Raw genomic sequence first — 26,611 nt, 5'->3', positions numbered from 1 at the left:
GTGAGCCGTTGGCCGTGGTCAGCGCAGTGGCGCGACGGGGCCGTCGGGCCGGATGTCGCGGCCGGCGACGACCTCTTCGACGATCTGCGCCACGGCCTGCTCGTCGCGCTGCCGGTAGCCGGTCTCGTCGACCACCGCGACGATCGGGAAGATGCGCCGCTGCAGGTCCGGCCCGCCGGTCGCGGAGTCGTCGTCGGCGGCGTCGTACAGCGCCTGGACCGTGACCGCGATGGCGTCGTCGGCCGAGAAATCGTCGCGGTAGAGCTTCTTCAGCGCGCCCCGGGCGAATACCGAGCCCGAGCCGACGGAGAAGAACTGGTGCTCCTCGTAGCGGCCGCCGGTGACGTCGTAGGAGAAGATGCGGCCCTGGCCGGTGCCCTGGTCGTAGCCCGCGAACAGCGGCACCACGGCCAGGCCCTGCATGGCCATGCCGAGGTTGCCGCGGATCATGTGCGACAACCGGTTGGCCTTGCCCTCGAGGGACAGCACGGTGCCCTCGATCTTCTCGTAATGTTCCAACTCGAGCTGGAACAACCGGATCAGCTCGAGGCCCAGGCCCGCCGCGCCGGCCATGCCGACCGCGGAGTACTCGTCGGCCTGGAACACCTTCTGGATGTCGCGCTGGGCGATCATGCTGCCCATGGTGGCTCGCCGGTCGCCGGCCATGACGACCCCGCCCACGAACGTGGTGGCCACCAGCGTGGTGGCGTGCGGGGTGAGCCCACCCAGATCGGCGCCCGCCGGAACGCGGTTCCCCGGCAACAACTCGGGCGAGTACTGCCGCAGGAACTCGGTGAACGACGACGTCCCCGGATTCAGGAACTCCGCCGGCAGGCTGCCGATACGCGAGACATCAACCACTTACTCTCCACCCTTCTGCACGAACGACCGGACGAAGTCCTCGGCGTTCTCCTCCAGCACCTCGTCGATCTCGTCGAGGATGGAGTCGACGTCGTCGTCGATCTTGTCCTGCCGCTCCTTGAGCTCCTCGCTCGCCTCGGTCGCCTCGGTGTCCTCGACGTCCTCGTTCTTCCGCGGCTGCTTGTGACCGCCGGTCGTCTCACGCGCCATCGCCAACCTCCACCTGGTCGCCTTGGAACGACCCTATCCAGGAGTGGTGACATCTTGCCGCCCCGGGAGGCCTGATCGGGCCGAAGATTTTCTTCTTACGCCGACAGCGCAACCGACGCCGCCATGATCATCAACCTTTTGAGCTGCTATGACGACACAAAAGGTTGATGATCATGGGAGGCAGGCGGTCAGCGGGACGTCAGCGCGCTGACCAGGTCCATGGCGGTCTCGCACTGGTCCAGCAGGTCGCCGACGTGGGCTTTGGTGCCGCGGCTCGGGTCGAGGGTGGGGACGCGCTGCAGCGCCTCGCGGCCGGGGAGGTCGAAGATCACCGAGTCCCAGGAGGCCGCCGCGATCGACTCGGCGTACTTGTCGAGGCAACGGCCGCGGAAGTACGCCCGGGTGTCCTCGGGCGGGTAGTGGACGGCGTCGTCGATCTGCTGGTCGGTGACGATGCGCTGCATGCGGCCCTTCGCCACCAGCCGCCGGTACAGCCCGCGCTCGGGCCGGATGTCGGCGTACTGGAGGTCGATGAGGTGCAGCTTCGGGTGGCTCCAGTCCATGCCGTCGCGGTCGCGGTACTGGTTCAGCAGCGACAGCTTGGCCACCCAGTCGAGCTGGTCGGACAGCGACATGGGGTCGGTCGCCAGCGCCTGCAGGGTGGTCTCCCACCGGGCCAGGACGTCGGCGGTGACGGGGTCGACGTCGGCGCCGTAGCGGTCCTCGACGAACTTGCGGGCCTGCTCGGCGTACTCGGTCTGCAGCTGGACGGCGGTGAGGCGGCGGCCGTCGGCGAGCTCGACCTGGTGCTGGAGCGTGGGGTCGTGCGAGATGTCGTGCAGCGCGCCGACCGGCCGGGACACCGCGAGGTCGCCGCCGAGGAAGCCGTCCTCGATCATGGCCAGGACGAGCGCGGTCGTCCCCAGCTTGAGGTAGGTCGAGATCTCGGACAGGTTGGCGTCACCGAGGATGACGTGCAGGCGGCGGTAGCGCTCGGGGTCGGCGTGCGGCTCGTCGCGGGTGTTGATGATCGGCCGCTTGAGCGTGGTCTCGAGCCCGACCTCGACCTCGAAGTAGTCGGCGCGCTGGGAGATCTGGAAGCCGTGCCCGCCGCCGTCCTGGCCGATGCCGATGCGCCCGGCGCCGGTCACGACCTGCCGCGACACGAAGAACGGGATGAGGTAACGGACGATGTCGGCGAACGGCGTCGACCGGTTCATCAGGTAGTTCTCGTGGCAGCCGTACGAGGCGCCCTTGTTGTCGACGTTGTTCTTGTACAGCTGGATGGGCTGCGCGCCGGGCAGCCGGCCGGCCCACTGCGCCGCGACGCCCATGATGGCCTCGCCGGCCTTGTCCCAGATGACGGCGTCGCGCGGCGAGGTGACCTCGGGCGAGGAGTACTCGGGGTGGGCGTGGTCGACGTAGAGCCGGGCGCCGTTGGTGAGGATGAGATTGGCCAGCCCGATCTCCTCGTCGGTGAGCTGGCTGGGGTCGGCGCCACCGCGGGAGAGCTCGAACCCGCGGGCGTCGCGCAGCGGGTTCTCCTCCTCGAAGTCCCACCGCGCCCGCCGCGCGTGCGCACGCTGCGCCGCATAGCCGTTGACCACCTGCGACGACGCCAGCATGGAGTTGGCCGCCGGGTTGCTGGGCACCGAGATGCCGTACTCGGTCTCGATTCCCATGATGCGCCGCGCACTCATGCAACGAGCCTACGGCAGCAGCCGCGTGAGGCGGTGTCAGCCGACCGCTGGGTCTGACGTCAGTCTCCTCATGTCTAGCCGCTCCGGCGACCGCCGCGCGACCTCACGGAAGCCGGCCCGCAGGAACGTCGACGCGTACCCGGTGCTGGTGGAGCTGGGCGAGACGGCGCCGTCCAGCGGGTACGCCTCGACGGCAGAAGCGCCGGCTTCGCGCGCGAACTCCACCGCGGCCGAGATCAGCGCCGACGTCACGCCCTGCCGCCGGTGCCCCTTGCGGATGTAGAAGCATGTGATGGCCCAGACGGGGACGTCGTCGACCGGACGCACCCGCCAGGGCCGCTCCAGCGCCGGGACGGCGGACCGCGGCGTCACCTGGCACCAGCCGACGGCACGGCCGTCGTCGGCGTCGGAGAAGGCCAGCAACCCGGGCGGCGGACCGGCCGCGACCACCGCCTGGAAATCGGAGCGATTCTCGGCCGCGGAACGGTGCCGGTACGACGGCCCGACGCGCCAGGCCATGCACCAGCAGCGCGCCGCCGGTCCCCCGCTGTCGGACATGAGGTCCTCGAACGCCGGCCACAGCGCCTCGGTGAGCGGCTCGACCCGCACGGCGCTCACCCCAGCGGCGCGGGCTCCGGATACCGGACGCCCAGCCCGGCCAGCGCCTGCTCCAGGATGTCGGCGATCTCGACGGTGTGCGCCAGCGGCATCTCCGGGCACTCGGTCCGCCCTTCGCGGACGGCCTGGGCGACGGCGCGCAGCATCGGCACGTAGCCGCGGCCCTCCTTCTCCCACTCGAACGTCTGCGTCTCCTCGACGCCGCGGGCCGGCGCGTGCACCAGCCGCATGGACGTGGCGGCGTGGAACCGCGGCGGCACTTCGATGCGCCCCGTCGTTCCCATGACCAGCGCGGATCCGGGGATCGGCGACACCAGCGACACGTCGAGGTGGGCCCGGACGCCGTCGGGCCAGGTGAGGAACAGCCCGGCCTCGTTGTCGACGCCCTGCTCGTTCAGCGTGCCGGTGACGGTGAGCGCGGACGGCGCGCCGAGCAGCATCTGCGCGAACGCGACCGGGTAGATGCCGACGTCGAGCAGCACGCCGCCGCCGAGCGCCGGGTCCCACAGCCGGTCGGTGCGGTCGGCCGGCGCGACGAACCCGAGGTCGGCCGACACCGCGCGGACGTCGCCGATCGCGCCGTCGGCGACCAGCTGCCGCAGCTGCACGATCAGCGGGTTGAACCGCGTCCACATGGCCTCCATGCAGAACACGCCGCGCTCGCGGGCCAGCTCGGCCAGCCGCGTGGTGTCGGCCAGCGACGTCGTGAACGCCTTCTCGCACAGCACCGCCTTGCCCGCGTCGAGGGCCAGCTCGACGACGGGCCCGTGCTGGGCGTGCGGGGTGGCGACGTAGACGACGTCGACGGCGGGGTCGTCGACCAGCGCGCGGACGTCGTGGTAGGCGCGCTCGACGCCGAGCTCGCGGGCGAACGCCTCGGCGCGGTCCAGGCGGCGCGAGCTGACGGCGGCCAACCGGCTGTCCTCGAGCTGGCGCAGGTCGCCGGCGACGTTGTGCGCGATGGCGCCCGTGGCGACGACGCCCCAGCCGATCGGGCGCTGCGAGGTGCTCATGTGGTGCACCCTACGCGGCCCGGTTCTCGTATGATCCGGGCGATGCCACCGTCCGCCCGCGCCGCCGCAGCAGCACTCGCCGGCACCTGGCCGCGCCGCGCCGCCTGGCTGATCCTTGCGGTCGCCGTGCTGGTCACCGCGCTGACCGGCGGGTTCGGGACAGCGTCGGAGCCGGCCCCCGCGCGGGTCGCGGCGGGCGACGCCGTCGACGTCGGGCCGGTCCGGCTGGCGGCGCAGAGCTGGACGATCCGCGACGACGTCGCCACGAGCGGCCTGGAGTACTCCGGCGCCGCCGCCTGGCTGATCGTCGAGGCCGAGGTCACCGCGCTCACCGACGCCACGACGACGTTCCCGCAGGCGGCGCTGCGGCTGCCGCCGGAGCTGCGGCTGGAGACCGAGCCGGACCGCGTCGTGCTGCTCAGCGACGGCGCGTCCGGGCCGCAGCTGCAGCCCGGCCTGCCGGCTCGCGTGGCGCTGCTGTGGCCGGTCGGCGACGACGCCGACCCGGGCGACGAGCTGGACCTGTCGTACCTGCGGTCCCGGCTGGACGACAGCACCATCGACGCCAGCCGGGTGTGGCGGCCCGACGGCGTCGCGGCGCACACGACGCTGCCCCGCGACGACTCCACCGGCGACGCGATCGCCGAGAACCCGGAGGACGAGCTGTGATGGCGCGGCACCGGCGCGTGCGGCGGCCGTCCCGGGCCGGACTGGTGGCGATGACCGCCGTCGTGGTCGCGGCCGGCGCCGTCGCCTCCCGGGCGGACACCTGGTGGCCGGAGACCCGGCCGTTCGTCACCGAGGCGACGGTGGGCGAGCCGGTCGTCGTCGAGCCCGTCCAAGTGACGGTGCACGGCGCCCGCGCCGCGACGGTGCTGGCCGACGGGCTGGACGACCTCGGCAGCGAGGGCGTCTGGGTCGCCGTCGACGTCACGGCGGCGGCGCTGGACCGGCCGGCCGCCATCTCCGGCATGGCGCTGCGCGACCGGCGCGGCCGCGAGTACGCGGCGTCCGCCCGTGCGACCAACCCGATGGTCGGCGGCCCGTTCGACCCGCTGGTCCCCGAGCGCGGCGAGGTCGTGTTCGAGCTGCCGTCCGACGCGCTCGGCCGGCTCACGCTGGTGATCAGCCCGGACGCTCCCGGCCGGACGGTGCCACGGGCCGAGGCCGAGCTGGCGCTGCGGGTGGACGAGGCGGCGGACGAGCCGCTCACGCCCCGCTCCCGTGAGCTGGCGAACGCGGCGGAGGCCGGATGAGCGCGGCGTGGTGGCGACGCAACCGGGTCGCGCTGCCGGTCATGGTGGTGGCGCTGGCCGGGCTGGCCTGGCCCGGTTCGGAGGCGGCCCGCGACCTGTGGTGGCCGCGCGGCGAGCACGTCCCCGTCTCCCCCGGCGGCTCCGGCGACTCCAGCTCCGGGGACGGCTGGGCGACGGTGGGCGACGTGTCATTGCGGCTGGCCGCGTTCGGCCCCGCGGACGAGCTGCCGGACGATCCGCCTCCGGACGGGTACGCCGTCTGGCGCGCGGAACTGGCCGCCGACGGCGACCGGGACGAGCCGCTGGCCTGCACCGCACAGCTGCAGGACGCCGACGGGAACCGGTACACGGCCGGGTCGCGCCACCTGCCGTCCTACGAGGACGAGTCGGTCGGCGTCGAGTGCGGCGGCCCGGAGGGCGGCGGGGTCGTGTACTTCCTGCTGCCCGGCGGCGCCGAGCCGGACGCCGTGCGCGTCAGTGCGCTGGAGCTGCTGCCGGAGTACTGGGCGCTGCCGGTGCCGTGACCGGCGCCCCCTCCGGCTCAGGCGCCGCGGGAAGCTGCCTGACCAGCGCGTCCGCCGCGGCCGCCAGCAGCGCCGCCGACAGCACCTGGACCAGCATCGTCGCCACGGCGTCCAGCGGGCCGGCCAGCGCCGTCCAGTCGAGCACGGGTGCCGGTCCGACCGCCAGCCGCGCGACGCCCCAGACGAGCTGCCCGCTCAGCCCGACCACGACGTAGGCCAGGCAGAACAGCAGCGCCGACGACCAGCCGGACCGCCAGATCATCGCCAGCCCGGCGGCCAGCGGCCCGAACCGGCGTTCGCCGTCCAGGCCGGCCCGCCAGGCCCGGGCGAGGTTCTGCTCGCCCACGCGGGCGCTCAGCCGGACGGAGACCCGGCCGGCCACCGGCGCGACCGCCTCGGCCGGCTGCGTCCCGTACACGATGGTCCCGAACGCCAGCCACGAGATCGGCACCACCAGGCCCGTGAACACCCCCGCGACCAGCAGGTCCGTCGTCGGCACGAGTCCGGCGGCGAGCCGGTCGAGCAGCTCGAACCGGTCCGTCAGCTCCGTCCACCAGCGCTCCAGCCGGTCCGTGACGACCCGCCCGGACCACCACTCGCGGCCCTCGCGCGTGGCCAGCGTGACGACGAAGACGCCGAGCACGATCCAGACGACGTCGCAGTAGCCGGCCAGTACCTGCAGCACCGTGCGCCGCCCTGACGTCCGGGGCCGCCCGCGCGACAGCCGCCCGGCCACCGACCGCAGCGCCAGCGCGCCGAGCGCCGTCCCGAGCACCGCCGCCGACGCGCCGGCCGGGACCCGGTCGGTGACCTCGCCGGTCGCGGCGGCCAGCTCGGCGGCGTCGTGCGCGGCCTGGTTGTAGTACTGCCGCTGGTCCTCGGCGAACGTGCCGTAGTGCTCGTAGACGACGAGGAACGGGACGATGAGGCTGCCCAGGACGGCGAACACCGTCCGCACCCGGCGCCCCGGCGGCACCGTCGACGGCCGCATGACCAGCAGCATCGCGACGGTGACCAGCATGGCGCCGAGCGGCACCAGCGCCAGCACCAGCAGGCCGAGCACCGCCGAGTGCCGGCCCGCCCACACCGCGGCGTCGAGCGTGTACTCGCGGGCCACCAGGCCGGCCGCCGCCAGGGCGACCAGCGCCGGCCAGGAACGGCGAAGGCGCCGCCCCGCGTCGAGCAGGACGGCGCCTCGGCCTGGCTGTGCGCTCAGAGGTACTGGCCGGTGTTGGCCACGGTGTCGATGGAACGGCCGGCCTCGGTGCCCTGCTTGCCGGAGACGAGCGTGCGGATGTACACGATGCGCTCGCCCTTCTTGCCGGAGATGCGAGCCCAGTCGTCGGGGTTGGTGGTGTTCGGGAGGTCCTCGTTCTCCTTGAACTCGTCGAAGCAGGCGGTCAGCAGGTGCTGGACCCGCAGGCCCCTGGCGCCGGTGTCGAGGAGGTCCTTGATCGCCATCTTCTTCGCGCGGTCGACGATGTTCTGGATCATCGCGCCGGAGTTGAAGTCGCGGAAGTACAGGACTTCCTTGTCGCCGTTGGCGTAGGTGACCTCGAGGAAGCGGTTGTCCTCGGTCTCGGAGTACATCTTCTCGACCGACCGCTGGATCATCGCCGCCGTGGTGGCCACGGCGTCGCCGCCGTGCTCGGCGAGGTCGTCCGGGTGCAGCGGCAGGGTGGTCGTGAGGTACTTGCTGAAGATGTCGCGGGCCGCCTCGGCGTCGGGCCGCTCGATCTTGATCTTCACGTCCAGCCGGCCCGGCCGCAGGATGGCGGGGTCGATCATGTCCTCGCGGTTCGAGGCGCCGATGACGATGACGTTCTCGAGGCCCTCGACGCCGTCGATCTCGCTCAGCAGCTGCGGGACGATGGTGTTCTCGACGTCGGACGAGACGCCCGACCCGCGGGTGCGGAACAGGGAGTCCATCTCGTCGAAGAACACGATGACCGGCGTGCCCTCGCTGGCCTTCTCGCGGGCCCGCTGGAACACCAGGCGGATGTGCCGCTCGGTCTCGCCGACGTACTTGTTCAGCAGCTCCGGGCCCTTGATGTTGAGGAAGTACGACTTGTGCTCGGACATCCCCTTGAGCTTGGCGATCTGCTTGGACAGCGAGTTCGCGACGGCCTTGGCGATGAGCGTCTTGCCGCACCCGGGCGGGCCGTAGAGCAGCACGCCCTTCGGCGGGCGCAGCTCGTGCTCGCGGAACAGCTCCGCGTGCAGGAACGGCAGCTCGACGGCGTCGCGGATCTGGTCGATCTGCCGGGTCAGGCCGCCGATGTCGGAGTAGTCGATGTCGGGGACCTCTTCGAGGATGAGCTCCTCGACCTCGGACTTCGGGACCCGCTCGTAGACGAACCCGGCGCGCGGCTCGAGCAGCAGGGAGTCGCCGACCCGCATGCCGGTGTCCTGCAGCGGCGACGCGATGCGCACCACGCGCTCTTCGTCGGTGTGGCCGATGACCAGGGCGCGCTCGCCGTCGGCGAGCAGCTCCTTGAGCATGACGACCTCGCCGACCTGCTCGTACTCGAGCGCCCGCACGACGTTGAGGGCCTCGTTGAGCATGACCTCCTGGCCGGGTCGGAGGTCGTCGAACTCGACGTCGGGGCTGACCGCCACGCGGAGCTTGCGGCCGCCGGTGAAGACGTCGACGGTGCCGTCGTCGTACTTGGAGAGGTAGGTGCCGAAACCGGACGGCGGCTGCGCGAGCCGGTCGATCTCCTCCTTGAGCGCCACGATCTGGTCGCGTGCCTCGCGAAGCGTGGCCGCAAGCCGCTCGTTCTGGGCATTCACCGATGCCAGTCGGGCTTCGAGAAAAGCCACCTCGCCGGCCATGTCGGACGGCTCGCGCCCGGACCCGCGACGGCCGTGATCGAAGCCATCGTCGTACGACGCCATCTCGCACCTCCTCGGAAGGGGGTCGTCTATAGCCAGACCTTACAGTTGCCCGGGCCGAACGCCATGCAGGAGATCAGCTAGTGACCAGATGTTGACTTTTGGTCCGGGGGACGTGGAATCCTCTTTACCCCAACTCGCTCGCCGCCGTAGTCGTTCCACCGTCATTGCCGGCCGAATTGCTCGCGTCGTTGCCGGGTGCGGGCCGGCGCCGGCGCGGCGGCGGGGTGACGCCGGGCGCCATGCGGCGGGCGGTGACCAGGAATCCGGTGTGGCCGATCATCCGGTGGTCGGGGCGCACGGCCAGGCCCTCGACGTGCCAGGTGCGCACCATGGACTCCCACGACGCCGGCTCGGTGAACCGGTTGCTCTCGCGGATGGTCTCGACGGTCCGCGACAGCTGCGTGGTGGTGGCGACGTAGCAGCACAGCACCCCGCCCGGCACCAGCACGTTCGCGGCGGCGTCGACGCACTCCCAGGGCGCCAGCATGTCGAGCACGACGCGGTCGACCTCGGCGTCGTCGAGCTGCTCGACGAGGTCGCCGACGGTCACCCGCCAGGCCGGGTGCTCGCGGCCGAAGAACCGTTCCACGTTCGCGGCGGCGATCTTCGCGAAGTCGGCCCGCCGCTCGTAGGAGTGCACCATGCCGTGCTCGCCGACCGCCCGCAGCAGCGACATCGACAGCGCTCCGGAGCCGACTCCCGCCTCGACCACCCGGGCGCCCGGGAACACGTCGGCCATGGCGACGATCTGGCCCGCGTCCTTGGGATACACGACCGCCGCGCCACGGGGCATGGACAGCACGTAGTCGGACAGCAGCGGTCGCAGGGCGAGATAGGCCGTCGCGCCGGTCGAGATGACGACGGAGCCCTCGGGCTGGCCGATCAGCTGGTCGTGCTTGAACGATCCCTTGTGGGTGTGGAACTCCTTGCCGTCCTCGAGGGTGATGGTGTGGTGCCGTCCCTTGGGGTCGGTGAGCTGCACTTGGTCGCCGACCCGGAAGGGACCGGTGCGGCGAGACGATTCGGTCGCGGACATGCGGTGAGGCTATCGGCCGGCACCGACAGGGCGGCGGCCGGACGGCGTCAGCGGGCGGCCAGCGCGTGGTCGACGTCGGACGTGACGAGGACGCCGTAGACCCGGCTCTCGGCGTCGACCACCAGGTACTCGGTGGCAGGCATCTCGCGCATCGCCTTGAGGAGGTCGTCGCCGCGGACGTCGAGCGGCAGGATCAGGCCGTGCTGCAGCGACCGCGCCGACTGGCCGATGGTCACCCAGGGGCGGCGCTGCTCGGGGATGGCCGCCACGGCGCTCTCGCTGACGATGCCCGTGGGGCGGCCGGCGCTGTCGACGATGACCAGCGACGTCACGCCCGCATCGTGCGCCTGGCGCATGGCCTCGGACACCGGCAGGTCGGGCGCGACCGGTGCGGCCTTGCGCGCGAGCGTCCGGGTGTCGAGGCGCGGCAGCCGGGCCCGCATGCGGCCGACGGCGAGCGCCTGAGTGGCGCCGCTCCACAGCAGCGCCGCCACCAGACCGGCCCAGATGATGGTGAACAGCTCCGGCCGGCCGCCGTTGAGCGCGAACGGCAGCACCAGGACCAGGCCCGCCAGCACCTGGCCGGACCGCGCCGCGACGACGGTGCCGCGGTGCTCGTCGCCGGTGAACCGCCAGACCGCGGCGCGGAGCATGTGGCCGCCGTCGAGCGGCAGCCCCGGCAGCACGTTGAACACGCCGACGATCAGGTTGGCGACCGCCAGCTCCCACACCAGGAACGTCAGCACGCGGTCGTCGATGGCCTGTCCGGCCAGCAGGCCGAGCCCGCCGAGCGCCAGCGACAGCAGCGGCCCGGCCGCCGAGACGACGAGGTCGCGGCCCGGCGTGGGCGCGTCGCGCTCGATCTCGGTGTAGCCGCCGAGGAAGTGCAGGGTGATGCCGCGCACCGGCAGGCCCAGCCGCAGGGCCGTCAGGGCGTGGCCGAGCTCGTGCACGAACACCGAGAGATAGAGCAGCACGGCGAACAGGAACGCGACGAGGTAGGCGCCGCCGTCACTCAGCTCGGGGAGATAGTCGAGGACGAGGTCGCGGCCGCCGAACGTGATGATGGCGGCCACCAGGAACCACGTGGGGCTGACGTACACGGGGATGCCCGCGATGCGTCCGAGACTCAACTGCCGCCCGCGACCGGTTGCCATCTTCCAAGGCTACGTGGCCGAGGTCGCGGCGTGTGCGGCCCCGCTCTGTCGGAGGGGTGATCTACAGTCACGAACATGACGATCCGCACGCGCACCGCCCCCGGGGACGACCCCGGGGCCGAACGCGTGCCCAGCCTGTCGCCGTCGCGGGCGGCCGATTTCATGACCTGCCCGCTGCTCTACCGCTTCCGCACCATCGACCGGCTGCCCGAGCCGCCCAGCTCCGAGGCGACCCGCGGCACCGTCGTACACAGCGTGCTGGAGCGGCTGTACGACCTCCCCGCCGGCGAGCGCACCCCCGGCCACGCCACCGAGCTGGTCCGGCCGGTGTGGGACGAGCTGCTCGCGGCCGAGCCCGCGGTCGCCGAGTTGTTCGCCGACGACGCCGACGGCTCGGCGCTCACCGCGTGGCTGGCCAGTGCCGAGGAGCTGGTCGAGAAGTACTTCGCGCTCGAGGACCCGCGCCGCCTCGAGCCGGCCGAACGCGAGTTGTACGTCGAGACGACGCTCGACTCCGGGCTGCGCCTGCGCGGCTACGTCGACCGCCTCGACCGCGCCGAGGCCACCGGCGACCTCCGCGTCGTCGACTACAAGACCGGCAAGGCGCCGCGGGCCGGGTTCGAGCAGCGGGCGATGTTCCAGATGCGGTTCTACGCGCTGGTGCTGTGGCGGCTGCACGGCGTGGTGCCGCGGCTGCTGCAGCTCATCTACCTCGGCAGCGGCGAGCTGCTGCGCTACGAGCCCGACGAAGCCGACCTGCGGGCCACCGAGCGCAAGCTGGCCGCGCTGTGGGCCGCCATCGAGCGCGCCACCGAGTCCGGCGACTGGCGGGCCAGCCCCAGCCGGCTGTGCGACTGGTGCGCGCACCAGGCCCTGTGCCCGGCCTACGGCGGCACCCCGCCGCCGCTGCCGGAACGGGTCGACGCCGTCGACGACGACGAGGCCCCGTCCCCCCGCACCTCCCCCGTCGACGCCTGACGCCGGCTGACGGCTGCCGGCCACACCTCGATGGCCGCCGCCGCCCTTGGCAAGGCTGGCCGTCGTGAGAGCGCCTGATATGCCCGGCCTCGTGGGACGACTGGGCTAGCCAAGGCGGTCGAGTGTCGGGGCGCCTGACGCCGCCCGGTCAGAGCAGGGTGCCGATGCCCGCGCACACGCCCATCACGACGACGTACACGGCCAGCGTGATGGGCGCGAACCAGCGCTGCGACGGATCGACCGGCTCGCCGGTGCGCGGGTCGCGGACGACGCGGGTCCGGACGGCGAGCAGCACGATGCCGATGACGGCGGCCACGACACCGATGGTCAGGACGAGCCACGACGGCACGCCGAGTGCGGTGTCGTCGCCGCTGGTCACGGCCATGATGCCGATGGCGCTGACGGCACCGACCGCGCCACCCACCAGGGCGTGGCCGGCGTTGCGGGTGCGCCGCTCCCCCGGCGTCAGCCGGTGGTGCCCCTCGCCGACGACGCGCGCGTAGTCGGCGGGCGCCCCGAAGGCGTCGCGCGGGTCCTCGCCGGTCTCGGCGACGTGGCTGTCGACCTCGGCCAGCACCTCGCCGATGCGGTCGGCGTCGACGTCGCGCAGCCGCAGCGCGGCGAGCAGCTCGCGGCGGTACTGTTCTCTTTTCCCTTGTGGGGATCGCCGCTGTTTCGAGACTTCGCGTCCGGCGTCCCAGTCGTCTGCATCGGTGATCATGTGGCGTCAGCCTTCCTGGTCGTGAACAGTCCGTTGGTCGTCGCGGCGAAGGCCGCCCAGCGCTCGGTGCGCTCGCCCAGCGCGGCCCGGCCGGCCGGGGTGACGGCGAAGTACTTGCGGCCCGGCCCGCCCTCGCCCTGGCGCCAGGACGACGTCACCAGCCCGTCGTCCTCGAGGCGCCCGAGGATCGGGTACAGCGTGCCGCCCTTCACCGTGCCGAAGCCGGCGTCGTCGAGCCGCCGGGCGATGACGTACCCGTAGGTCTCCTCGTCGGCCACGATGCTCAGGACGCTGAGCGGCAGCACGGCCCGCATCCACTCGGCCGGCCATCTCTCGTCGGGCATGACTAGACAGTAACGCGATCTAGTCAGCCTCGCAACCTAGTGAGGTGCCGCCCAGGGTCGACCGGGGACGTTGCCGACGGGTTCGTCTTCGCCTAGCTCGGCCTGGTGCCGTCCGACACCGTCTGACACCCCCTGATCCCTCGGGCGGATCCTCCTGCCGGTGGAGACCACAGCTCCACGTCGAGGACGAGTCGCGGCGGGTGCGGGGCGGCCTACCGTTGATCGTGTGACAACGGCGCGCGCCAAGCTCTTCCCACGCATCGAGCCGTGGCTGCTGGACGCGTCGGTCACCGTCGTGCTGGCGGTGACGGCGGTCGTCGCGCTGTTCGTGTACACCGACCCCGGGGGCATCGACTACGCCGAGCCCGACGCGCTGGGGGTCGCGGTGGTGCTGGTCGTCACGCTGCCGCTGATCGTCAGGCGGCGCTACCCGGTCGCCGTCGGCTTGTTCACCGCCGCGGCCGTCCTGCCCTTCATCGCCGTCGACTACGCCATGCCGACGGCCGCGGCGGTGATGCTCATCGCCGTCTACACCGCCGCCAACTACGCCACCCTGAGCGCGTCGGTGCTGGTGGTGACCGTGCAGATCGCGGTCTCCGTCGCGTACACCCTGGCCAGCGCGTCCCGCCACGAGGAGCTGACGCCCGACACGGGCCCCAGCGTGATCATCAGCGGCCTGCTCATCCTCGGTGCGTGGGGCATCGGCCGGGCGGTGCGGAGCCGCCGGCTCTACACGGCCGAGCTGGAGGACCGCGCCCGCCGCCTGGAGCGGGCGAACGACGTCGAGGTGCGGGCCGCCATCGCCGAGGAGCGCTCGCGCATCGCCCGCGAGCTGCACGACGTCGTCGCGCACCACGTGTCGGTCATGACGGTGCAGGCGGCCGGCGCGCGGCGAGCGCTGCACCGCGACGTCGACCGCACCGCCGTCGCGCTGGAGGCGATCGAGAACATCGGCCGGTCCGCGCTGGCGGAGATGCGCCGCGTCGTCGGCGTCCTGCGCACCCCCGACGGCGACGACCGCGGCGCGCAACCGGCCACGTTGGCGCCCCAGCCGGGCCTCGGCGACCTCGCCCAGCTGGCCGAGCAGATGCGCGACGCCGGGCTGCCGGTGGACGTGACGGTCGACGGCGAATCGGGCGCCGTGCCCGTCGGCGTCGACCTCGCCGCGTTCCGCGTCATCCAGGAGGCCCTGACGAACACCATCAAGCACGCCGGCCCGTCCGCCGCCACCGTCCACGTCCGCTACCTGCCGTCGGAGGTGCACGTCGAGATCTGCGACGACGGTCACGGCGTCGCGGCGGCGCTGGAGGGGCGCCGGCCCGGCCATGGCCTGCTGGGCATGCGCGAGCGGGTGGCCCTCTATGGTGGAACCCTCGCGGCCGGACCGCGCCGCGGTGGCGGCTACGAGGTGCGGGCGAAGATCCCGTACGACAGTAACGGAGCGATGTCACGATGACGGTCCAGCCCATCCGGGTGCTGCTGGTGGACGACCAGCCACTGCTGCGCACCGGTTTCCGCATGATCCTCGAGGCCGAGTCCGACATCGCTGTGGTCGGCGAGTCCGGCGACGGCGAGCAGGCGGTGGCCGACGCGCGGGCGCTGCAGCCCGACGTCGTGCTGATGGACATCCGCATGCCCCGCGTCGACGGCGTCCAGGCGACCCGCCAGATCACCGGCGCGGCCCGCGAGACCACGCCGCGCGTCCTCGTCCTCACCACCTTCGACCTCGACGAGTACGTCGTCGAGGCGCTGCGGGCAGGCGCCAGCGGCTTCCTGCTCAAGGACGTCCCGGCCGAGGACCTGGTGACGGCCATCCGCACGGTGTCGCGCGGCGACGCCGTGGTCGCGCCGAGCATCACCCGCCGGCTGCTGGACATGTTCGCCAGCCGCTTCCCCGCCACCGACTCCCCCACGCCGGCCAACCTGGCGCACCTCACCGACCGCGAGCGCGAGGTGCTGACGCTGGTCGCGCGCGGCTACTCCAACGCCGAGATCGCCGCCGAGCTGGTCGTCAGCGAGACCACGGTGAAGACCCACGTCGGCAACGTCCTGACGAAGCTGGGGCTGCGCGACCGCGTCCAGGCCGCCGTCTACGCCTACGAGAGCGGCCTGGTCCAGCCCGGCGCGCTGTAAGACGGGCCGGCCGCCGGCGCCGGTCGTACGCCCGCAGGACGGCCCCGGCGCACGCCCTACTCCTCACGGTGGAGCCCGCAGACCGTGCGGTTCGCGGATCACCCCGGCCGCCGCGCCGCCTAGCGTTGAAGGCGATCCACGAACCAGCTGACGAGGAGCGCACCGGTGACGACGGAACCCAGTTCGCCGCGCACGGCGGCCCGCGCCGTTGACCTGACGAAGATCTATGGCAAGGACGACACACGAGTGGTGGCGCTCGGCGGCGTGACAGTGGAGTTCGCCGCCGGCCAGTACACCGCCATCATGGGCCCGTCCGGCTCCGGCAAGTCCACGCTCATGCACTGCATGGCCGCGCTGGACTCGTCGACGTCCGGGCAGGTCTACATCGGCGACACCGACCTGAGCGGGCTGAACGACAAAGAGCTCACCAAGCTGCGCCGCGACAAGATCGGCTTCGTCTTCCAGGCGTTCAACCTGATCCCGACGCTGACAGCGCGCGAGAACATCACGCTGCCGCTCGACATCGCCGGCCGCTCGATCGACAAGGAGTGGTTCGACAACGTCATCGCGACAGTCGGCCTGGCCGACCGGCTCGGGCACAAGCCCAACCAGCTCTCCGGCGGCCAGCAGCAGCGCGTCGCGTGCGCCCGGGCGCTGGTCAGCCAGCCCGAGATCATCTTCGCCGACGAGCCCACCGGCAACCTCGACTCCCGGTCCGGTACCGAGGTGCTGTCGTTCCTGCGCCGCTCGGTCCGCGAGTTCGGGCAGACCATCGTCATGGTCACGCACGACCCCAACGCCGCCGCCTACTCCGACCGGGTGCTGTTCCTCGCCGACGGCCAGATCGTCGACGAGATGTCCGACCCGACGGCCGAGAAGGTGCTCGAGCGCATGAAGGGCTTCGACGCCGTGGGGCAGCAGGCATGATCCGCGCGACTCTCAAGAGCCTGGCCGCGCGCAAGCTGCGGCTGGCCATGAGCGCGTTCGCCATCGTGCTCGGTGTGGCCTTCGTGGCCGGGTCGTACGTCTTCACCGACACGATCAACCGCACCTTCGACGACATCTTCGGCGGCCTGTCCTCCGACGTCGTCGTCAGGCCCGACCTGCCCGGCGAGACCGACCTGTTCGCCGGGTTCGCCACGGGCACCACCACGACCATCCCGTCCGGCCTGGTCGACGACGTCAGCGGGCTGCCGGGCGTCGAGCGCGCCGACGGCGAGATCGAGAACCAGAGCTTCTTCGTCCTCGACACCGACGGCGACGTCATGACCACGCAGGGCGCCCCCGGCATCGCCGTCAACTGGCACGACGGCCCCAACGCCGAGGGCGACCCGGTCATCGAGCTGGTCGACGGCGAGCTGCCGGCCGGCCCGGGCGAGGTCGCGCTCGACGACCGCACGTTCGAGAACTCCGGCTACCAGATCGGCGACGAGGTCCAGTTCGTCAGCTCCGGCGACGAACCGCGCGTCTCGGCCGAGCTGGTCGGCGTCGTCCGGTTCGGCGAGTCCGGCAGCCTGGCCGGCGCCAGCCTGTCGGTGTTCGAGACCGGCTACGCCCAGGAGCTGTTCCTCGACGGTGAGGACGCCTTCAACCGCATCTCGGTGACGGCCGCCGACGGCGCCAGCGCCGAGGAGGTGCGCGACGAGATCAGCGCGGTCCTCCCGGACGACTTCGAGGCACTGACCGGCGCCGACGTCGACGAGGAGACCGCGTCGGCGATCGAGGAAGGGCTCGGCTTCTTCAACACCTTCCTGCTGGTGTTCGCCGCCATCGCCCTGTTCGTCGGCGTGTTCCTGATCCTCAACACGTTCTCGATCCTGGTGGCGCAGCGCGCCCAGGAGATGGCGCTGTTCCGGGCGCTGGGCGCCGGCCGGCACCAGGTGACCCGGTCAGTCCTGCTCGAGGCGCTGGTCGTCGGCATCGTCGGGTCGACGCTCGGCCTGCTGCTCGGCCTCGGCGTCGCACAGTTGCTCAAGACGGTGTTCGGAGCGTTCGGCCTGGAGCTGGCCGGCGGGCTGGTGCTGCTGCCGCGCACCATCGTCATCTCCTACATCGTGGGCATCGTGGTGACCATGGTGGCCGCGTTCATCCCGGCCCGGCGGGCGTCCAAGGTCCCGCCGATCGCGGCCATGCGCGACGACGTCGGCCAGATCGAGTCGTCCCGGCGCGGCATCCTGTGGGTCGGCGGCGTGCTGACGCTGGGTGGCGCCGCGGCCATGGCGACCGGCCTGTTCGCTTCCGTCGACGACGCCGCGCTGCTGGTCGGCGCCGGCATCTTCGCCGTGTTCATCGGCGTGGCGCTGCTGGCGCCGGTGCTGGCGACGCCGGTCCTGCGGGTCGTGGCCGGCTGGTACCCGAAGGCATTCGGCACCGTCGGCCGGCTCGCCCGCGAGAACGCGCTGCGCAACCCGCGGCGCACGGCGGCCACGGCGTCGGCGCTGATGATCGGCATGGCGCTGGTGACGGCCATCTCCATCATCGGCGCATCGGCCAACGCCACCGTCGACCGCGCGCTCGACGACGGCGTCCGCGCCCAGTTCGTGGTCTCCAACGCCGTCGGGCAGCCGTTCTCGCCGGCCGTCGCCGAGCAGGCGAGCCAGGTCGACGGCGTCTCCGAGGTGGTCGCGGTCCGGGCCTCCGGCGCGGTCGTCGACGGCGACCAGACGTTCGTGCAGGCCTTCGACCCGGTCGCGTACGGCCGGGCCGCCGACCTGCCGATGGTCGAGGGCAGCGACGACCTCAGCGGCGGCGGGTTCCTCATCGGCGAGCAGCAGGCCGAGTCCGACGGCCTCTCCGTCGGCGACACCGTCCGCATGCAACTGCCCGGTTCCGACGAGGAGATCGAGCTGGTCGGCATCTACGGCCAGTCGCCGCTGCTGTCCGGCGGCGTCGTCGTCAGCCAGCAGACGCTCGAGGACGGCGCGGTCCCGGCGCTGGACTCGCTGCTCTACGTCATCGCCGACGACGGGGCCGACCTCGCCACCGTCCACGAGGGTCTCGACGAGGTGACCGCGGACGTCCCGACGGTCACCGTCCAGGACCAGGAGGAGTACAAGGAGTCCTCCCGCGACCAGGTGAACCAGCTGCTGTTCCTGGTGTACGCGCTGCTCGGGCTGGCCGTGCTGATCGCGGTCCTGGGCATCGTCAACACGCTGGCGCTGTCGGTCATGGAGCGCACCCGCGAGGTGGGCCTGTTGCGGGCGGTCGGCATGAGCCGGCGCCAGCTGCGCCGCACCATCCGGCTGGAGTCCATCGCCATCGCCGTCCTCGGCGCCGTCCTCGGCGTCGCGCTGGGCCTGGTGTTCGGGGTGTCGCTGCAGCGCGCCATCGCAGACGACGGGCTCGAGGTGCTCTCGATCCCGGGCGGGCAGCTGGTCGTGTTCGTCGTGCTCGCCGCGGTCATCGGCGTGCTGGCCGCCGTCTGGCCGGCCCGCCGGGCCGCCAAGCTGGACGTGCTGCGCGCCATCACCACTGAGTAGGAGAACGGCATGGCGGACGACACCGCCACGATCGACCTCACGCTGAGCGAGCTGCGCCAGGTCACCGGTTACACGGTGGCCTGCGCGCAGCCCGCGCTGGCGATCTTCGAGGCCGAGTGCCCCGGCGACGAGCGCGCCGGGGCCGCACTCGACACCGCGCAGGCCTTCGCCGACGGCGCCGACCGGACCAAGCTGCTGCGCGACCACGCGTTCGCGGCGCACCGGGCTGCACAGGAGACCCGCGACGCCGGGCGGCCGGCGGCCAGCGAGGCCGCCCGCGCGTCGGCCGACTGCTGCGGCGCCGCCTACCTGCACCCACTGGCCAAGGCCACGCAGGTCAAGCACATCCTCGGCGCGGCCGCCCACACGGCGCGGGCGTTCGAGCTGGCCGCGGGCGACGACCCCGCCGTCGCCGCCGGCTACGTCGCCCGGGCCCGCGACCTCGTGGACCCCGTCGTCGTGGACGTCCTGCGCCGCTACCCGCCCGCCCCGAGCGGGGGCGGACGGGTCGGCGAGCTGATCCGTCAGCTCGACGCGCTGCTGCGCGCCTGACGATCAGGCCGCGGGGTCCGGCGCGGGATCCGGGTCGGGCTCAGCCTTGGGCTCGGCCTCGGGCTCGACGACGGCTGAGGCGACGGGCAAGATCCGCCCGGCCTCGATGTCCTCGGCCCAGTGGCAGGCCACCCGGTGCGCCTCCGGGTGTCCGGTCACCGTGCGCAGCACCGGCCGCTCGTCGGCGCAGCGGGTCTGCTGGCGGAACGGGCACCGGGTGTGGAACCGGCAGCCGGCCGGCGGGTTGGCCGGCGAGGGCAGGTCGCCCTGCAGCAGGATCCGCTGGCGGGTGTCCTCGACCTCCGGGTCCGGGATCGGCACCGCGGACATCAGCGCCTTCGTGTACGGGTGCAGCGGCGTGGCGTAGAGGTCGTCCGACGGCGCCTGCTCGACCAGCCCGCCCAGGTACATGACGGCGACGACGTCGGCGATGTGCCGGACGACGGCGAGGTCGTGCGCGATGACCAGGTAGGTCAGCCCGAGGCGGTCCTGCAGCTCCTCCAGCAGGTTCACCACCTGCGCCTGGATGGACACGTCCAGCGCCGACACCGGCTCGTCGGCGACGATCAGCTGCGGCTCCAGCGCGATCGCGCGGGCGATGCCGATGCGCTGGCGCTGGCCGCCGGAGAACTCGTGCGGGTAGCGGTTGGCCGCCGACGCCGGCAGCCCCACCACGTCGAGCAATTCGCGCACCCGCGCCTGGTGGTCGCCGCCGATGCCGTGCGCCCGCAGCGGCTCGCTGAGCACCGACTGGACGTTCTGCCGCGGGTCGAGGCTGGCCATCGGGTCCTGGAAGACCATCTGCATCTGCCGGCGCATGCGGCGCAGTTCCTCGCCGGCCAGCGACCGGACGTCGGTGCCGTCGAAGGTGATGGAGCCCGCGGTCGGCTCGACCAGCCGCAGGATCGCCCGGCCGAGCGTCGACTTGCCGCAGCCGGACTCCCCCACCAGCCCGACGGTGGCGCCGCGCGGGACGTCGAGGTCGACGCCGTCGACGGCCTTGACCGCGCCGATCTGCCGCTCGATGATGATGCCCGACCTGATCGGGAAGTGGACCTCGAGCCCGCGGACGGACAGCAGCACGTCGCCGCTCACGCCGGTACCTCCTCGGTGAGCTCCAGCGGGTTCAGGCAGCGCAGCGACCGGCCGGCCAGGTTCTCCAGCGGCGGCGGTGCCCCGACGCAGGCATCGATCTTGTTCCGGCAGCGCGGCGAGAACGCGCAGCCGCGATCCCAGCGCAGCACGTCCGTCGGCGAGCCCGGGATCGGGTGCAGCGGAGCGCCGCGCGGCGAGTCGAGCCGGGGCACCGAGGCCAGCAGCCCGCCGGTGTACGGGTGCCGCGGCTGCCCGAACAGCTCCCGCCGCCCGGCCGACTCGACCACCCGGCCGGAGTACATGACGTGGACGGTGTCGCACAGACCGGCGACGACGCCGAGGTCGTGCGTGATCATCACCAGCGACGCGCCGGTGTCCTGCACCAGTTCCTTGAGCAGCTCGATGATCTGCGCCTGGATGGTGACGTCGAGCGCCGTCGTCGGCTCGTCGGCGATCAGCAGCCGCGGCCGGCAGGCCAGCGCCATTGCGATCAGCGCGCGCTGGCGCATGCCGCCGGACAGCTGGTGCGGGTACTCCTTGAGCCGGCGCGACGGGTCCGGGATGCCGACCCGGAACAGCAGGTTCTCGGCCGCGGCGCGGGCCTGCTCGCCCTTGAGGTCCTGGTGCCGTTCCAGCACCTCGGTGACCTGGACACCGATCGGCACCACCGGGTTGAGCGACGACATCGGGTCCTGGAACACCATGGCGATGTCGCGGCCGCGGATGTCGCGCATCCGGTCGCGCGGCAGCGTCAGCAGGTCGTCGCCGTCGAACAGCACCTGCCCGCCGACCTGGACGCCGCGGCGCGCCAGCAGCCGCATGATGGCGAGCGACGTCACCGACTTGCCGCTGCCCGACTCGCCCACCAGGCCGACCGTCTCGCCCGGCGCGACGGTGAACGAGACGCCGTCGACGGCGTGCACCGTCGGCCCGCCCTTGCGGGTGAACGTGACGGACAGGTCGCGGACGTCGAGCAGGGGTTCGGAACTCGTCACACTCACCGCCGGTACTTGGGATCGATGGCCTCGCGCAGCCGTTCGCCGAGCATGGTGAAGCCCAGCGCGGCGATGACGATGGCGATGCCGGGGAAGAACGCCAGGTGCGGCGCGGAGGCCAGGTAGCGCTGGGTGTCGGCGAGCATGCGGCCCCACTCGGGGACCCGCGGGTCGGCGCTGCCCAGGCCGAGGAACGACAGCCCGGCCGCCTCGATGATCGCCGTCGCCAGCGTCAGCGTCGCCTGGACGATGACCGGCGAGATCGAGTTCGGCAGGATGTGCCCGAACACGATCGGCCGCCGCCGCACCCCGATCGACACCGCCGCCAGGACGTAGTCGGAGCCGCGCTGGGCCAGCATCTGCCCGCGGAGCAGCCGGGCGAACACCGGCACGTTGATGATCGCGATGGCGATCATGACCGACCAGAAGCTGGCACCCAGCAGCGCCGCGATGGCGATGGCCATCAGCAGGCCGGGGATCGACAGCATGACGTCGACGATCCGCATGACGACGGTGTCGACCTTGCCGCCGAACGCGCCGGCGAGGGTGCCCAGGATCAGGCCGCCGAGCATGCCGAACAACGTCGCCACGACGCCGACCAGCAGCGACTGCCGGGCGCCGTAGACGACGCGGCTGAACTCGTCGCGGCCGGACGCGTCCAGCCCGAACCAGTGGTCGGCGGACGGGCCGGGGATGTTCGTCGGCGTGATCATCCCGCGGCCGGGTTGAGCGTCCGGGGCGTACGGCGCGATCAGCGGCGCCAGGATCGCGACCAGGATGAAGAACGCGATCAGGGCGAACCCGACAAGGGCGACGGGGTCGCGCTTCAGCCGCTTCCACGCCTCCTTGCGGAGGTTGCCGGCTACCGGCTCGACCTGCTCGGACTCGGTGGTCGCCTCGATCTCGGACAGGCTCATGCGCTCACCTCACCCGGACTCGTGGGTCGATCAGACCGTACGACACGTCGACGAGCAGGTTCACGACGACGTACATCGCCGCGATCACCAGGATGAACCCCTGCAGGACGGCGTAGTCGCGCACGGTGATCGCCTCGTAGATGAACCGGCCGACGCCGTCGAAGGCGAACACCGTCTCGGTCAGGATGGCACCGGAGAACAGCAGCCCGGCCGACAGCCCGATGACGGTCGCCACCGGCAGCAGCGCGTTGCGCAGCACGTGCCGGCGGGTGATCGTCCGCTCGTACAGGCCCTTCGCCTCGGCGGTGCGCACGTAGTCCTCGTGCACGACGTCGAGCACGCTGGCCCGGGTGATGCGGACGATGATGGCCAGCGGGATGGCGCCCAGGGCGATCGCCGGCAGCACCAGGTGCATGATGGCGTCCCAGCTGGCCTCGAGATTGCCGGTGAGGATGCCGTCGAGCACGTACAGGCCCGTGGGATGGTCCGCGTCGATGCGCGGATCGTCCCGGCCCTGGGTCGGGAACCAGCCCAGCTTGACGCTGAACACGTACTTGAGGATGTAGGCCAGGAAGAACACCGGCACCGCGACCCCCAGCAGCGAGCCCGACACCGACAGGTTGTCCAGCCAGCCGCCGTACTTCTTCGCCGCGAAGTAGCCCAGCGGGACGCCGACGCCGACCGCGAAGATCAGCGCGGCCGTCGCCAGCTCGAAGGTGGCCGGGAAGGTCCGCATCATCTCCTCGGTCACCGGCCGGTTGGTGTTGGCGCTGTTGCCGAAGTCGAGCCGCACTGCTGCGGAGAGGAATTTCCAGTACTGGACGTACCAGGGTTCGTTGAGCCCGTAGAGCTCCTCGATACGAGCGACGGATTCGGCGGTCGCGCGCTCCCCCAGGAGGGCCTGGGCAGGCCCTCCCGGGAGCGCGCGCAGCCACACGAACAGCAGCACCGACAGCCCGAGCAGGATCGGAATCAGCTGGAGGAGCCGCCGTACGACGAACTTGAGCATCTAGTCGTCAATCAACCGTGACGGTCGCGAAGCTCTCGTTCTGCAGCGGGTCGGGCACGTACCCGGCGATCCCCTCCCGGAAGGCGATGGCCGGTTCGCTGTGGACGTACGGGATGCCCGGCACGAAGTCCATGATCATGCGGTTGGCCTCCTGGTACAGCTCCGTCCGTCGCTCTTCGTCGGTCTCCGCCTCCGCCTGGTTGAGCTGGTCGAAGATCTCCGGGTTGTCGAAGCTGCCGAACTGCGGGTTCACCTGCTGGAAGAACGTGCCGATGAAGTTGTCCGGGTCACCGAAGTCGCCGTTCCAGCCGAGCAGGAACATCGGCGTCCCGCCGGTCTGGGTGGCGTCCAGGTAGTCCGGGTTCCACGGCGCCGTGTTCGGCTCGATGGTGAAGCCGACCGCCTCGAGGTCCGCCGCCATCAGCTCCCAGTTGGCCTGCGGGTTCGGCATGTACGGGCGGGTGACGTCGGTCGGGTACCAGAACGGCAGCGTCAGGTCCGTGACGCCGGACTGCGCGATCAGGTCACGGGCGAGATCCGGGTCGTAGTCGTACGTCGTGACGTCGTCGGCCCAGCCGAACAGCTCGGGCGGCATGAACTGCGTCGCCCGGACCGCACCCTCGGGGTAGTTGGTCTGGATGATGTTGTCGAAGTCGATCGCGTGCGCGATGGCCTGCCGGATCTGCAGGTTGTCGAACGGCGGGACGTTCTGCTGGAACCCGATGTAGGCGACGTTGAACGCCGGGCGGCGCAGGATCTGGAAGCCGCCGGTCTCGAGCAGCTCGACGTCGGCCGGGTCGACCAGGTCGTAGCCGTCGATCTCGCCGTTCTCCAGCGCCTGCCGGCGGGCCGGGCCGTCCGGGATGACGGTGAAGATCAGCTCGTCGACCTGTGCGGGCTCCTCCCAGTAGTCCTCGTACGCCGTCAGCCGGACCTCGGAGCCGCGCTCCCAGGACTCGAACTGGAACGGGCCGGTGCCGACCGGGTGCTCGTAGCCGAAGGTCCCCTCGAACGACGGCGCCTCGCCGGTGCCGCTGACGGCGTCGGCCTCGAACTCCTGCAGCGCGGCCGGGCTGGCGATGGTGAACGCCGGCATGGCCAGGGCGGACAGGAACGCCGACGACGGACGCGACAGCGTGATGACCGCGGTGCGCTCGTCGCTGGCCTCGCAGCCGGTGTAGAGGCTCTCGCCCATGGCGGGGTCCTCGTTGACGGCGAACCCGCCCATCACGGTGCCCCAGTAGTAGGAGACCGCTGGGCTCTGCAGGACGCCGGTGAAGTTGTACCAGCGCTCGAAGTTGAAGCAGACGGCCTCCGCGTCCAGCGCCTCGCCGTCGTGGAACGTCACGCCCTCACGCAGCGTGAAGGTCCAGGTCAGGCCGTCAGCGCTGGCCTCCCACGACTCGGCCAGGGCCGGCTCGATCTCGGTGCCGCCCTCCTCGCTGCGGACCAGGCCCTCGAACACCTGGTTGATCACCCGAGTGGACTCGCCGTCGCTGACCAGCGCGCCGTCCATGATCACGGGATCGGCCGAACCGGCGAACACGAGCGTACCGCCGTCGCCGCCGCCCTCAGCGGAGCCTTCGTCGTCGTCTCCGCCACAGGCCGTGAGTCCCAGGGCCAGGGTACCGGCCACGGCTCCCGCGGCCAGCCTGCGGTTCAGGCTCATGCCACGCATGTCACACCTCACACAGCTCGACTGCCGGGCGGTGTTCCCGACCGGTTGGCCTGTGACAGTACTTCCTGCGGGTGTGATGGGCAGTCACCGAGTTGTCAGGATGACATCGCGATTTCGCAACATTCCGTCGAATCTCGACTATGTGAAATAGCTGTGTGACATTACACAGGATCGAGACGCGACTCGTCGAAGAGAGCCAGCAGGTCAGCGGCCTGGACGCCGGCCAGCGAGTCGATGACGACGAGGCCGGGCTCGGGCACCGCCGCGACGGCGTTCGGCACCGACAGCACCAGGGCGCCGGCCGCCAGCCCGGCCGCGGCACCCCGCGGCGAGTCCTCGATGACGACGCACTCGGCCGGGTCGGCGCCCAGCGCGTCGGCCGCCGTCAGGTACGGCTCCGGATGCGGCTTGCCGTTGGTCACCTCGTCGCCGGTGACGACGGCGGCGAACAGCCCGTCGGGCAGCCGGCCGACGATCGCCTCGGCCAGGCCGCGGTACGACATGGTGACCAGCGCCTGCGGCACACCCAGGGCGCGCAGCTCCGTCAGCAGCTCGTACACGCCCGGCTGCCAGGTGATGCCGGCGTCGATGCCCTTCTGCACCTCGCCCACCAGGTGCGCCACGATCTGTGGCGGCGTCATGGGGATGTCGCCGCGCTGACGGATGTAGGCGGCGGACTCGAGCAGGTCGCTGCCGACCAGCGCGAGGCTGTCGGCGTCGGTCCAGGTGCCCCCGTGGCGCAGCACGAGGGCCTCCTCGGCGCCCATCCACAGCGGTTCGGTGTCGACGAGGGTGCCGTCCATGTCCCACAGGACGGCGGCAGGCAGAGGCGAGGTCACGTACTCCATGGTCCCATGCCGCAGGTTCGCACTGATTCGGCACCTCGCTTGACGGATGGCCCGGCAGCGGGAAACGTGGGTGCTGCGAGCGGCTCGTCAACCGGCGTCTGTCGGCCGGGAGAGGATCGATAACCCGCCGTACACCACGGGCCCATCCGGCGGCCCGTCGTCCGGAGCATCGCGTCGTCGCGGTGCCGTCGCAGATCACGAAGCCCACACCGAAGAACGAGCGCGCCCGTGCGCGCCTACGGAGGTGCACCTCATCATGCTCACACTCACCCACAACGCCGCCGCGGTCATCCGCAACATCGAGGGCCGCGAGGACCTCCCCATGGGGACCGGCATGCGCATTGCGGCCAACCCCGAGGGCGGCCTCGACCTCGAACTGCGGCCCGCGCCGGAGGAGGGCGACCAGATCGTCGACGACGCCGGCGCCCGGCTGTTCCTCGACCCCGACGCCGCGATCATGCTCGACGACAAGGCGCTGGACGCGTCGGTCGACCCCGAGGGATCGGTCAAGTTCGCCGTCACCGAGCAGCCGGACGGGATGCCGTCCGACGGGCGGCCCGAGAGCAACGGCATGCCGGGTTAGTCCGGC

Annotated in this window: 27 protein-coding genes; 10 read left to right on the top strand and 17 right to left on the bottom strand. The window is 71.9% G+C overall.

Annotated elements, in window-relative coordinates; translation table 11 throughout:
* Positions 1-18: 18 nt before the first annotated feature.
* The 5 genes from prcB to BLV05_RS20905 form a co-directional block, all read right to left on the bottom strand.
* Positions 19-861, bottom strand: coding sequence for a proteasome subunit beta (gene prcB, locus BLV05_RS20925; RefSeq protein WP_046768444.1), 843 nt, complete (start codon positions 859-861; stop codon positions 19-21).
* Positions 862-1,071, bottom strand: coding sequence for a ubiquitin-like protein Pup (locus BLV05_RS20920; protein WP_046768445.1), 210 nt, complete (start codon positions 1,069-1,071; stop codon positions 862-864).
* A 188-nt stretch (positions 1,072-1,259) separates the two neighbouring features.
* Positions 1,260-2,771 (bottom strand): depupylase/deamidase Dop, encoded by a 1,512-nt coding sequence (dop, locus tag BLV05_RS20915; protein ID WP_172860681.1) that lies wholly within the window; start codon positions 2,769-2,771, stop codon positions 1,260-1,262.
* A 36-nt stretch (positions 2,772-2,807) separates the two neighbouring features.
* Positions 2,808-3,380: a GNAT family N-acetyltransferase gene (locus tag BLV05_RS20910; protein ID WP_046768570.1), complete on the bottom strand. Its 573-nt coding sequence runs from the start codon at positions 3,378-3,380 to the stop codon at positions 2,808-2,810.
* Between the two features lie 5 nt (positions 3,381-3,385).
* Positions 3,386-4,402, bottom strand: a complete 1,017-nt coding sequence (locus BLV05_RS20905) for a Gfo/Idh/MocA family protein (RefSeq protein WP_046768447.1) — start codon at positions 4,400-4,402, stop codon at positions 3,386-3,388.
* A 42-nt stretch (positions 4,403-4,444) separates the two neighbouring features.
* On the opposite strand from BLV05_RS20905, the gene BLV05_RS20900 reads away from it, so the two are divergent.
* From BLV05_RS20900 to BLV05_RS20890, 3 genes are read left to right on the top strand one after another with little or no spacing between them, the layout of a single operon-like run.
* Positions 4,445-5,071, top strand: coding sequence for a hypothetical protein (locus BLV05_RS20900; RefSeq protein ID WP_152690713.1), 627 nt, complete (start codon positions 4,445-4,447; stop codon positions 5,069-5,071).
* The gene (locus tag BLV05_RS20895; RefSeq protein ID WP_046768449.1) at positions 5,071-5,658 is read left to right on the top strand and encodes a hypothetical protein; all 588 of its coding nucleotides are present in this window, start codon (positions 5,071-5,073) and stop codon (positions 5,656-5,658) included. Before BLV05_RS20900 ends, BLV05_RS20895 begins: the two co-directional genes overlap by 1 nt.
* Complete coding sequence (locus tag BLV05_RS20890; RefSeq protein ID WP_046768450.1) at positions 5,655-6,182, top strand: hypothetical protein; 528 nt, start codon at positions 5,655-5,657, stop codon at positions 6,180-6,182. Before BLV05_RS20895 ends, BLV05_RS20890 begins: the two co-directional genes overlap by 4 nt.
* On the opposite strand, the gene BLV05_RS20885 is transcribed toward BLV05_RS20890, so the two are convergent.
* From BLV05_RS20885 to BLV05_RS20870, 4 genes are all read right to left on the bottom strand, one after another.
* The gene (locus BLV05_RS20885; RefSeq protein ID WP_046768451.1) at positions 6,133-7,299 is read right to left on the bottom strand and encodes a hypothetical protein; all 1,167 of its coding nucleotides are present in this window, start codon (positions 7,297-7,299) and stop codon (positions 6,133-6,135) included. The two genes, BLV05_RS20890 and BLV05_RS20885, sit on opposite strands and share 50 nt — an antisense overlap.
* A gap of 95 nt (positions 7,300-7,394) precedes the next feature.
* The gene (gene arc, locus BLV05_RS20880; protein WP_046768452.1) at positions 7,395-9,080 is read right to left on the bottom strand and encodes a proteasome ATPase; all 1,686 of its coding nucleotides are present in this window, start codon (positions 9,078-9,080) and stop codon (positions 7,395-7,397) included.
* Between the two features lie 124 nt (positions 9,081-9,204).
* Complete coding sequence (locus tag BLV05_RS20875; RefSeq protein ID WP_046768453.1) at positions 9,205-10,116, bottom strand: tRNA (adenine-N1)-methyltransferase; 912 nt, start codon at positions 10,114-10,116, stop codon at positions 9,205-9,207.
* Positions 10,117-10,163: 47 nt separating this feature from the next.
* The gene (locus BLV05_RS20870) at positions 10,164-11,273 is read right to left on the bottom strand and encodes a site-2 protease family protein (protein WP_046768454.1); all 1,110 of its coding nucleotides are present in this window, start codon (positions 11,271-11,273) and stop codon (positions 10,164-10,166) included.
* A 75-nt stretch (positions 11,274-11,348) separates the two neighbouring features.
* Here BLV05_RS20870 and BLV05_RS20865 point away from each other — a divergent pair, with 75 nt between their 5' ends.
* Positions 11,349-12,251, top strand: coding sequence for a RecB family exonuclease (locus BLV05_RS20865; protein WP_046768455.1), 903 nt, complete (start codon positions 11,349-11,351; stop codon positions 12,249-12,251).
* Between the two features lie 148 nt (positions 12,252-12,399).
* On the opposite strand, the gene BLV05_RS20860 is transcribed toward BLV05_RS20865, so the two are convergent.
* Positions 12,400-12,972 carry a hypothetical protein gene (locus BLV05_RS20860; RefSeq protein WP_046768456.1) on the bottom strand — a complete coding sequence of 191 codons (573 nt, stop codon included), beginning with the start codon at positions 12,970-12,972 and terminating at the stop codon, positions 12,400-12,402.
* Positions 12,969-13,316, bottom strand: a complete 348-nt coding sequence (locus BLV05_RS20855; protein ID WP_046768457.1) for a PadR family transcriptional regulator — start codon at positions 13,314-13,316, stop codon at positions 12,969-12,971. The genes BLV05_RS20860 and BLV05_RS20855 overlap by 4 nt, the downstream gene beginning before the upstream one ends.
* A 226-nt stretch (positions 13,317-13,542) precedes the next feature.
* On the opposite strand from BLV05_RS20855, the gene BLV05_RS20850 reads away from it, so the two are divergent.
* The 5 genes from BLV05_RS20850 (at position 13,543) to BLV05_RS20830 (ending at position 19,480) form a co-directional block, all read left to right on the top strand.
* A complete protein-coding gene (locus BLV05_RS20850) occupies positions 13,543-14,772 on the top strand; it encodes a sensor histidine kinase (RefSeq protein WP_046768458.1) in 1,230 nt (409 codons plus the stop codon).
* Positions 14,769-15,449 carry a response regulator gene (locus tag BLV05_RS20845; protein ID WP_046768459.1) on the top strand — a complete coding sequence of 227 codons (681 nt, stop codon included), beginning with the start codon at positions 14,769-14,771 and terminating at the stop codon, positions 15,447-15,449. Before BLV05_RS20850 ends, BLV05_RS20845 begins: the two co-directional genes overlap by 4 nt.
* Positions 15,450-15,614: 165 nt before the next feature.
* Positions 15,615-16,376 (top strand): ABC transporter ATP-binding protein, encoded by a 762-nt coding sequence (locus BLV05_RS20840; protein ID WP_231948576.1) that lies wholly within the window; start codon positions 15,615-15,617, stop codon positions 16,374-16,376.
* The gene (locus tag BLV05_RS20835; protein WP_046768461.1) at positions 16,373-18,928 is read left to right on the top strand and encodes an ABC transporter permease; all 2,556 of its coding nucleotides are present in this window, start codon (positions 16,373-16,375) and stop codon (positions 18,926-18,928) included. Before BLV05_RS20840 ends, BLV05_RS20835 begins: the two co-directional genes overlap by 4 nt.
* 9 nt (positions 18,929-18,937) lie before the next feature.
* Positions 18,938-19,480 (top strand): putative immunity protein, encoded by a 543-nt coding sequence (locus BLV05_RS20830; RefSeq protein ID WP_046768462.1) that lies wholly within the window; start codon positions 18,938-18,940, stop codon positions 19,478-19,480.
* A 3-nt stretch (positions 19,481-19,483) separates the two neighbouring features.
* Here BLV05_RS20830 and BLV05_RS20825 read toward each other — a convergent pair whose 3' ends face one another.
* From BLV05_RS20825 to BLV05_RS20800, 6 genes are all read right to left on the bottom strand, one after another.
* Positions 19,484-20,575, bottom strand: a complete 1,092-nt coding sequence (locus BLV05_RS20825) for an ABC transporter ATP-binding protein (RefSeq protein WP_046768463.1) — start codon at positions 20,573-20,575, stop codon at positions 19,484-19,486.
* Complete coding sequence (locus tag BLV05_RS20820; RefSeq protein WP_231948575.1) at positions 20,572-21,570, bottom strand: ABC transporter ATP-binding protein; 999 nt, start codon at positions 21,568-21,570, stop codon at positions 20,572-20,574. The genes BLV05_RS20825 and BLV05_RS20820 overlap by 4 nt, the downstream gene beginning before the upstream one ends.
* 2 nt (positions 21,571-21,572) lie before the next feature.
* Complete coding sequence (locus tag BLV05_RS20815) at positions 21,573-22,487, bottom strand: ABC transporter permease (protein WP_046768464.1); 915 nt, start codon at positions 22,485-22,487, stop codon at positions 21,573-21,575.
* Positions 22,488-22,491: 4 nt separating this feature from the next.
* The gene (locus tag BLV05_RS20810; protein WP_046768465.1) at positions 22,492-23,496 is read right to left on the bottom strand and encodes an ABC transporter permease; all 1,005 of its coding nucleotides are present in this window, start codon (positions 23,494-23,496) and stop codon (positions 22,492-22,494) included.
* A 7-nt stretch (positions 23,497-23,503) separates the two neighbouring features.
* Entirely contained in the window at positions 23,504-25,165 is a 1,662-nt protein-coding gene (locus BLV05_RS20805) for an ABC transporter substrate-binding protein (RefSeq protein WP_046768466.1), read from the bottom strand.
* A gap of 170 nt (positions 25,166-25,335) precedes the next feature.
* On the bottom strand, positions 25,336-26,013 hold the full coding sequence (locus BLV05_RS20800) for an HAD family hydrolase (protein WP_197683230.1): 678 nt from the start codon (positions 26,011-26,013) through the stop codon (positions 25,336-25,338).
* A 265-nt stretch (positions 26,014-26,278) separates the two neighbouring features.
* Between BLV05_RS20800 and BLV05_RS20795 the strand changes: the two genes are divergently transcribed.
* A complete protein-coding gene (locus BLV05_RS20795) occupies positions 26,279-26,605 on the top strand; it encodes a hypothetical protein (protein ID WP_046768572.1) in 327 nt (108 codons plus the stop codon).
* Positions 26,606-26,611 lie beyond the last annotated feature (6 nt).

It is taken from the genome of Jiangella alkaliphila (genome assembly GCF_900105925.1).
GTDB classification, from domain to species: Bacteria; Actinomycetota; Actinomycetes; order Jiangellales; family Jiangellaceae; genus Jiangella; species Jiangella alkaliphila.
The sequence above is the reverse complement of the archived record's forward strand: the minus strand, read 5'-3'. Positions and strand labels throughout refer to the sequence as shown.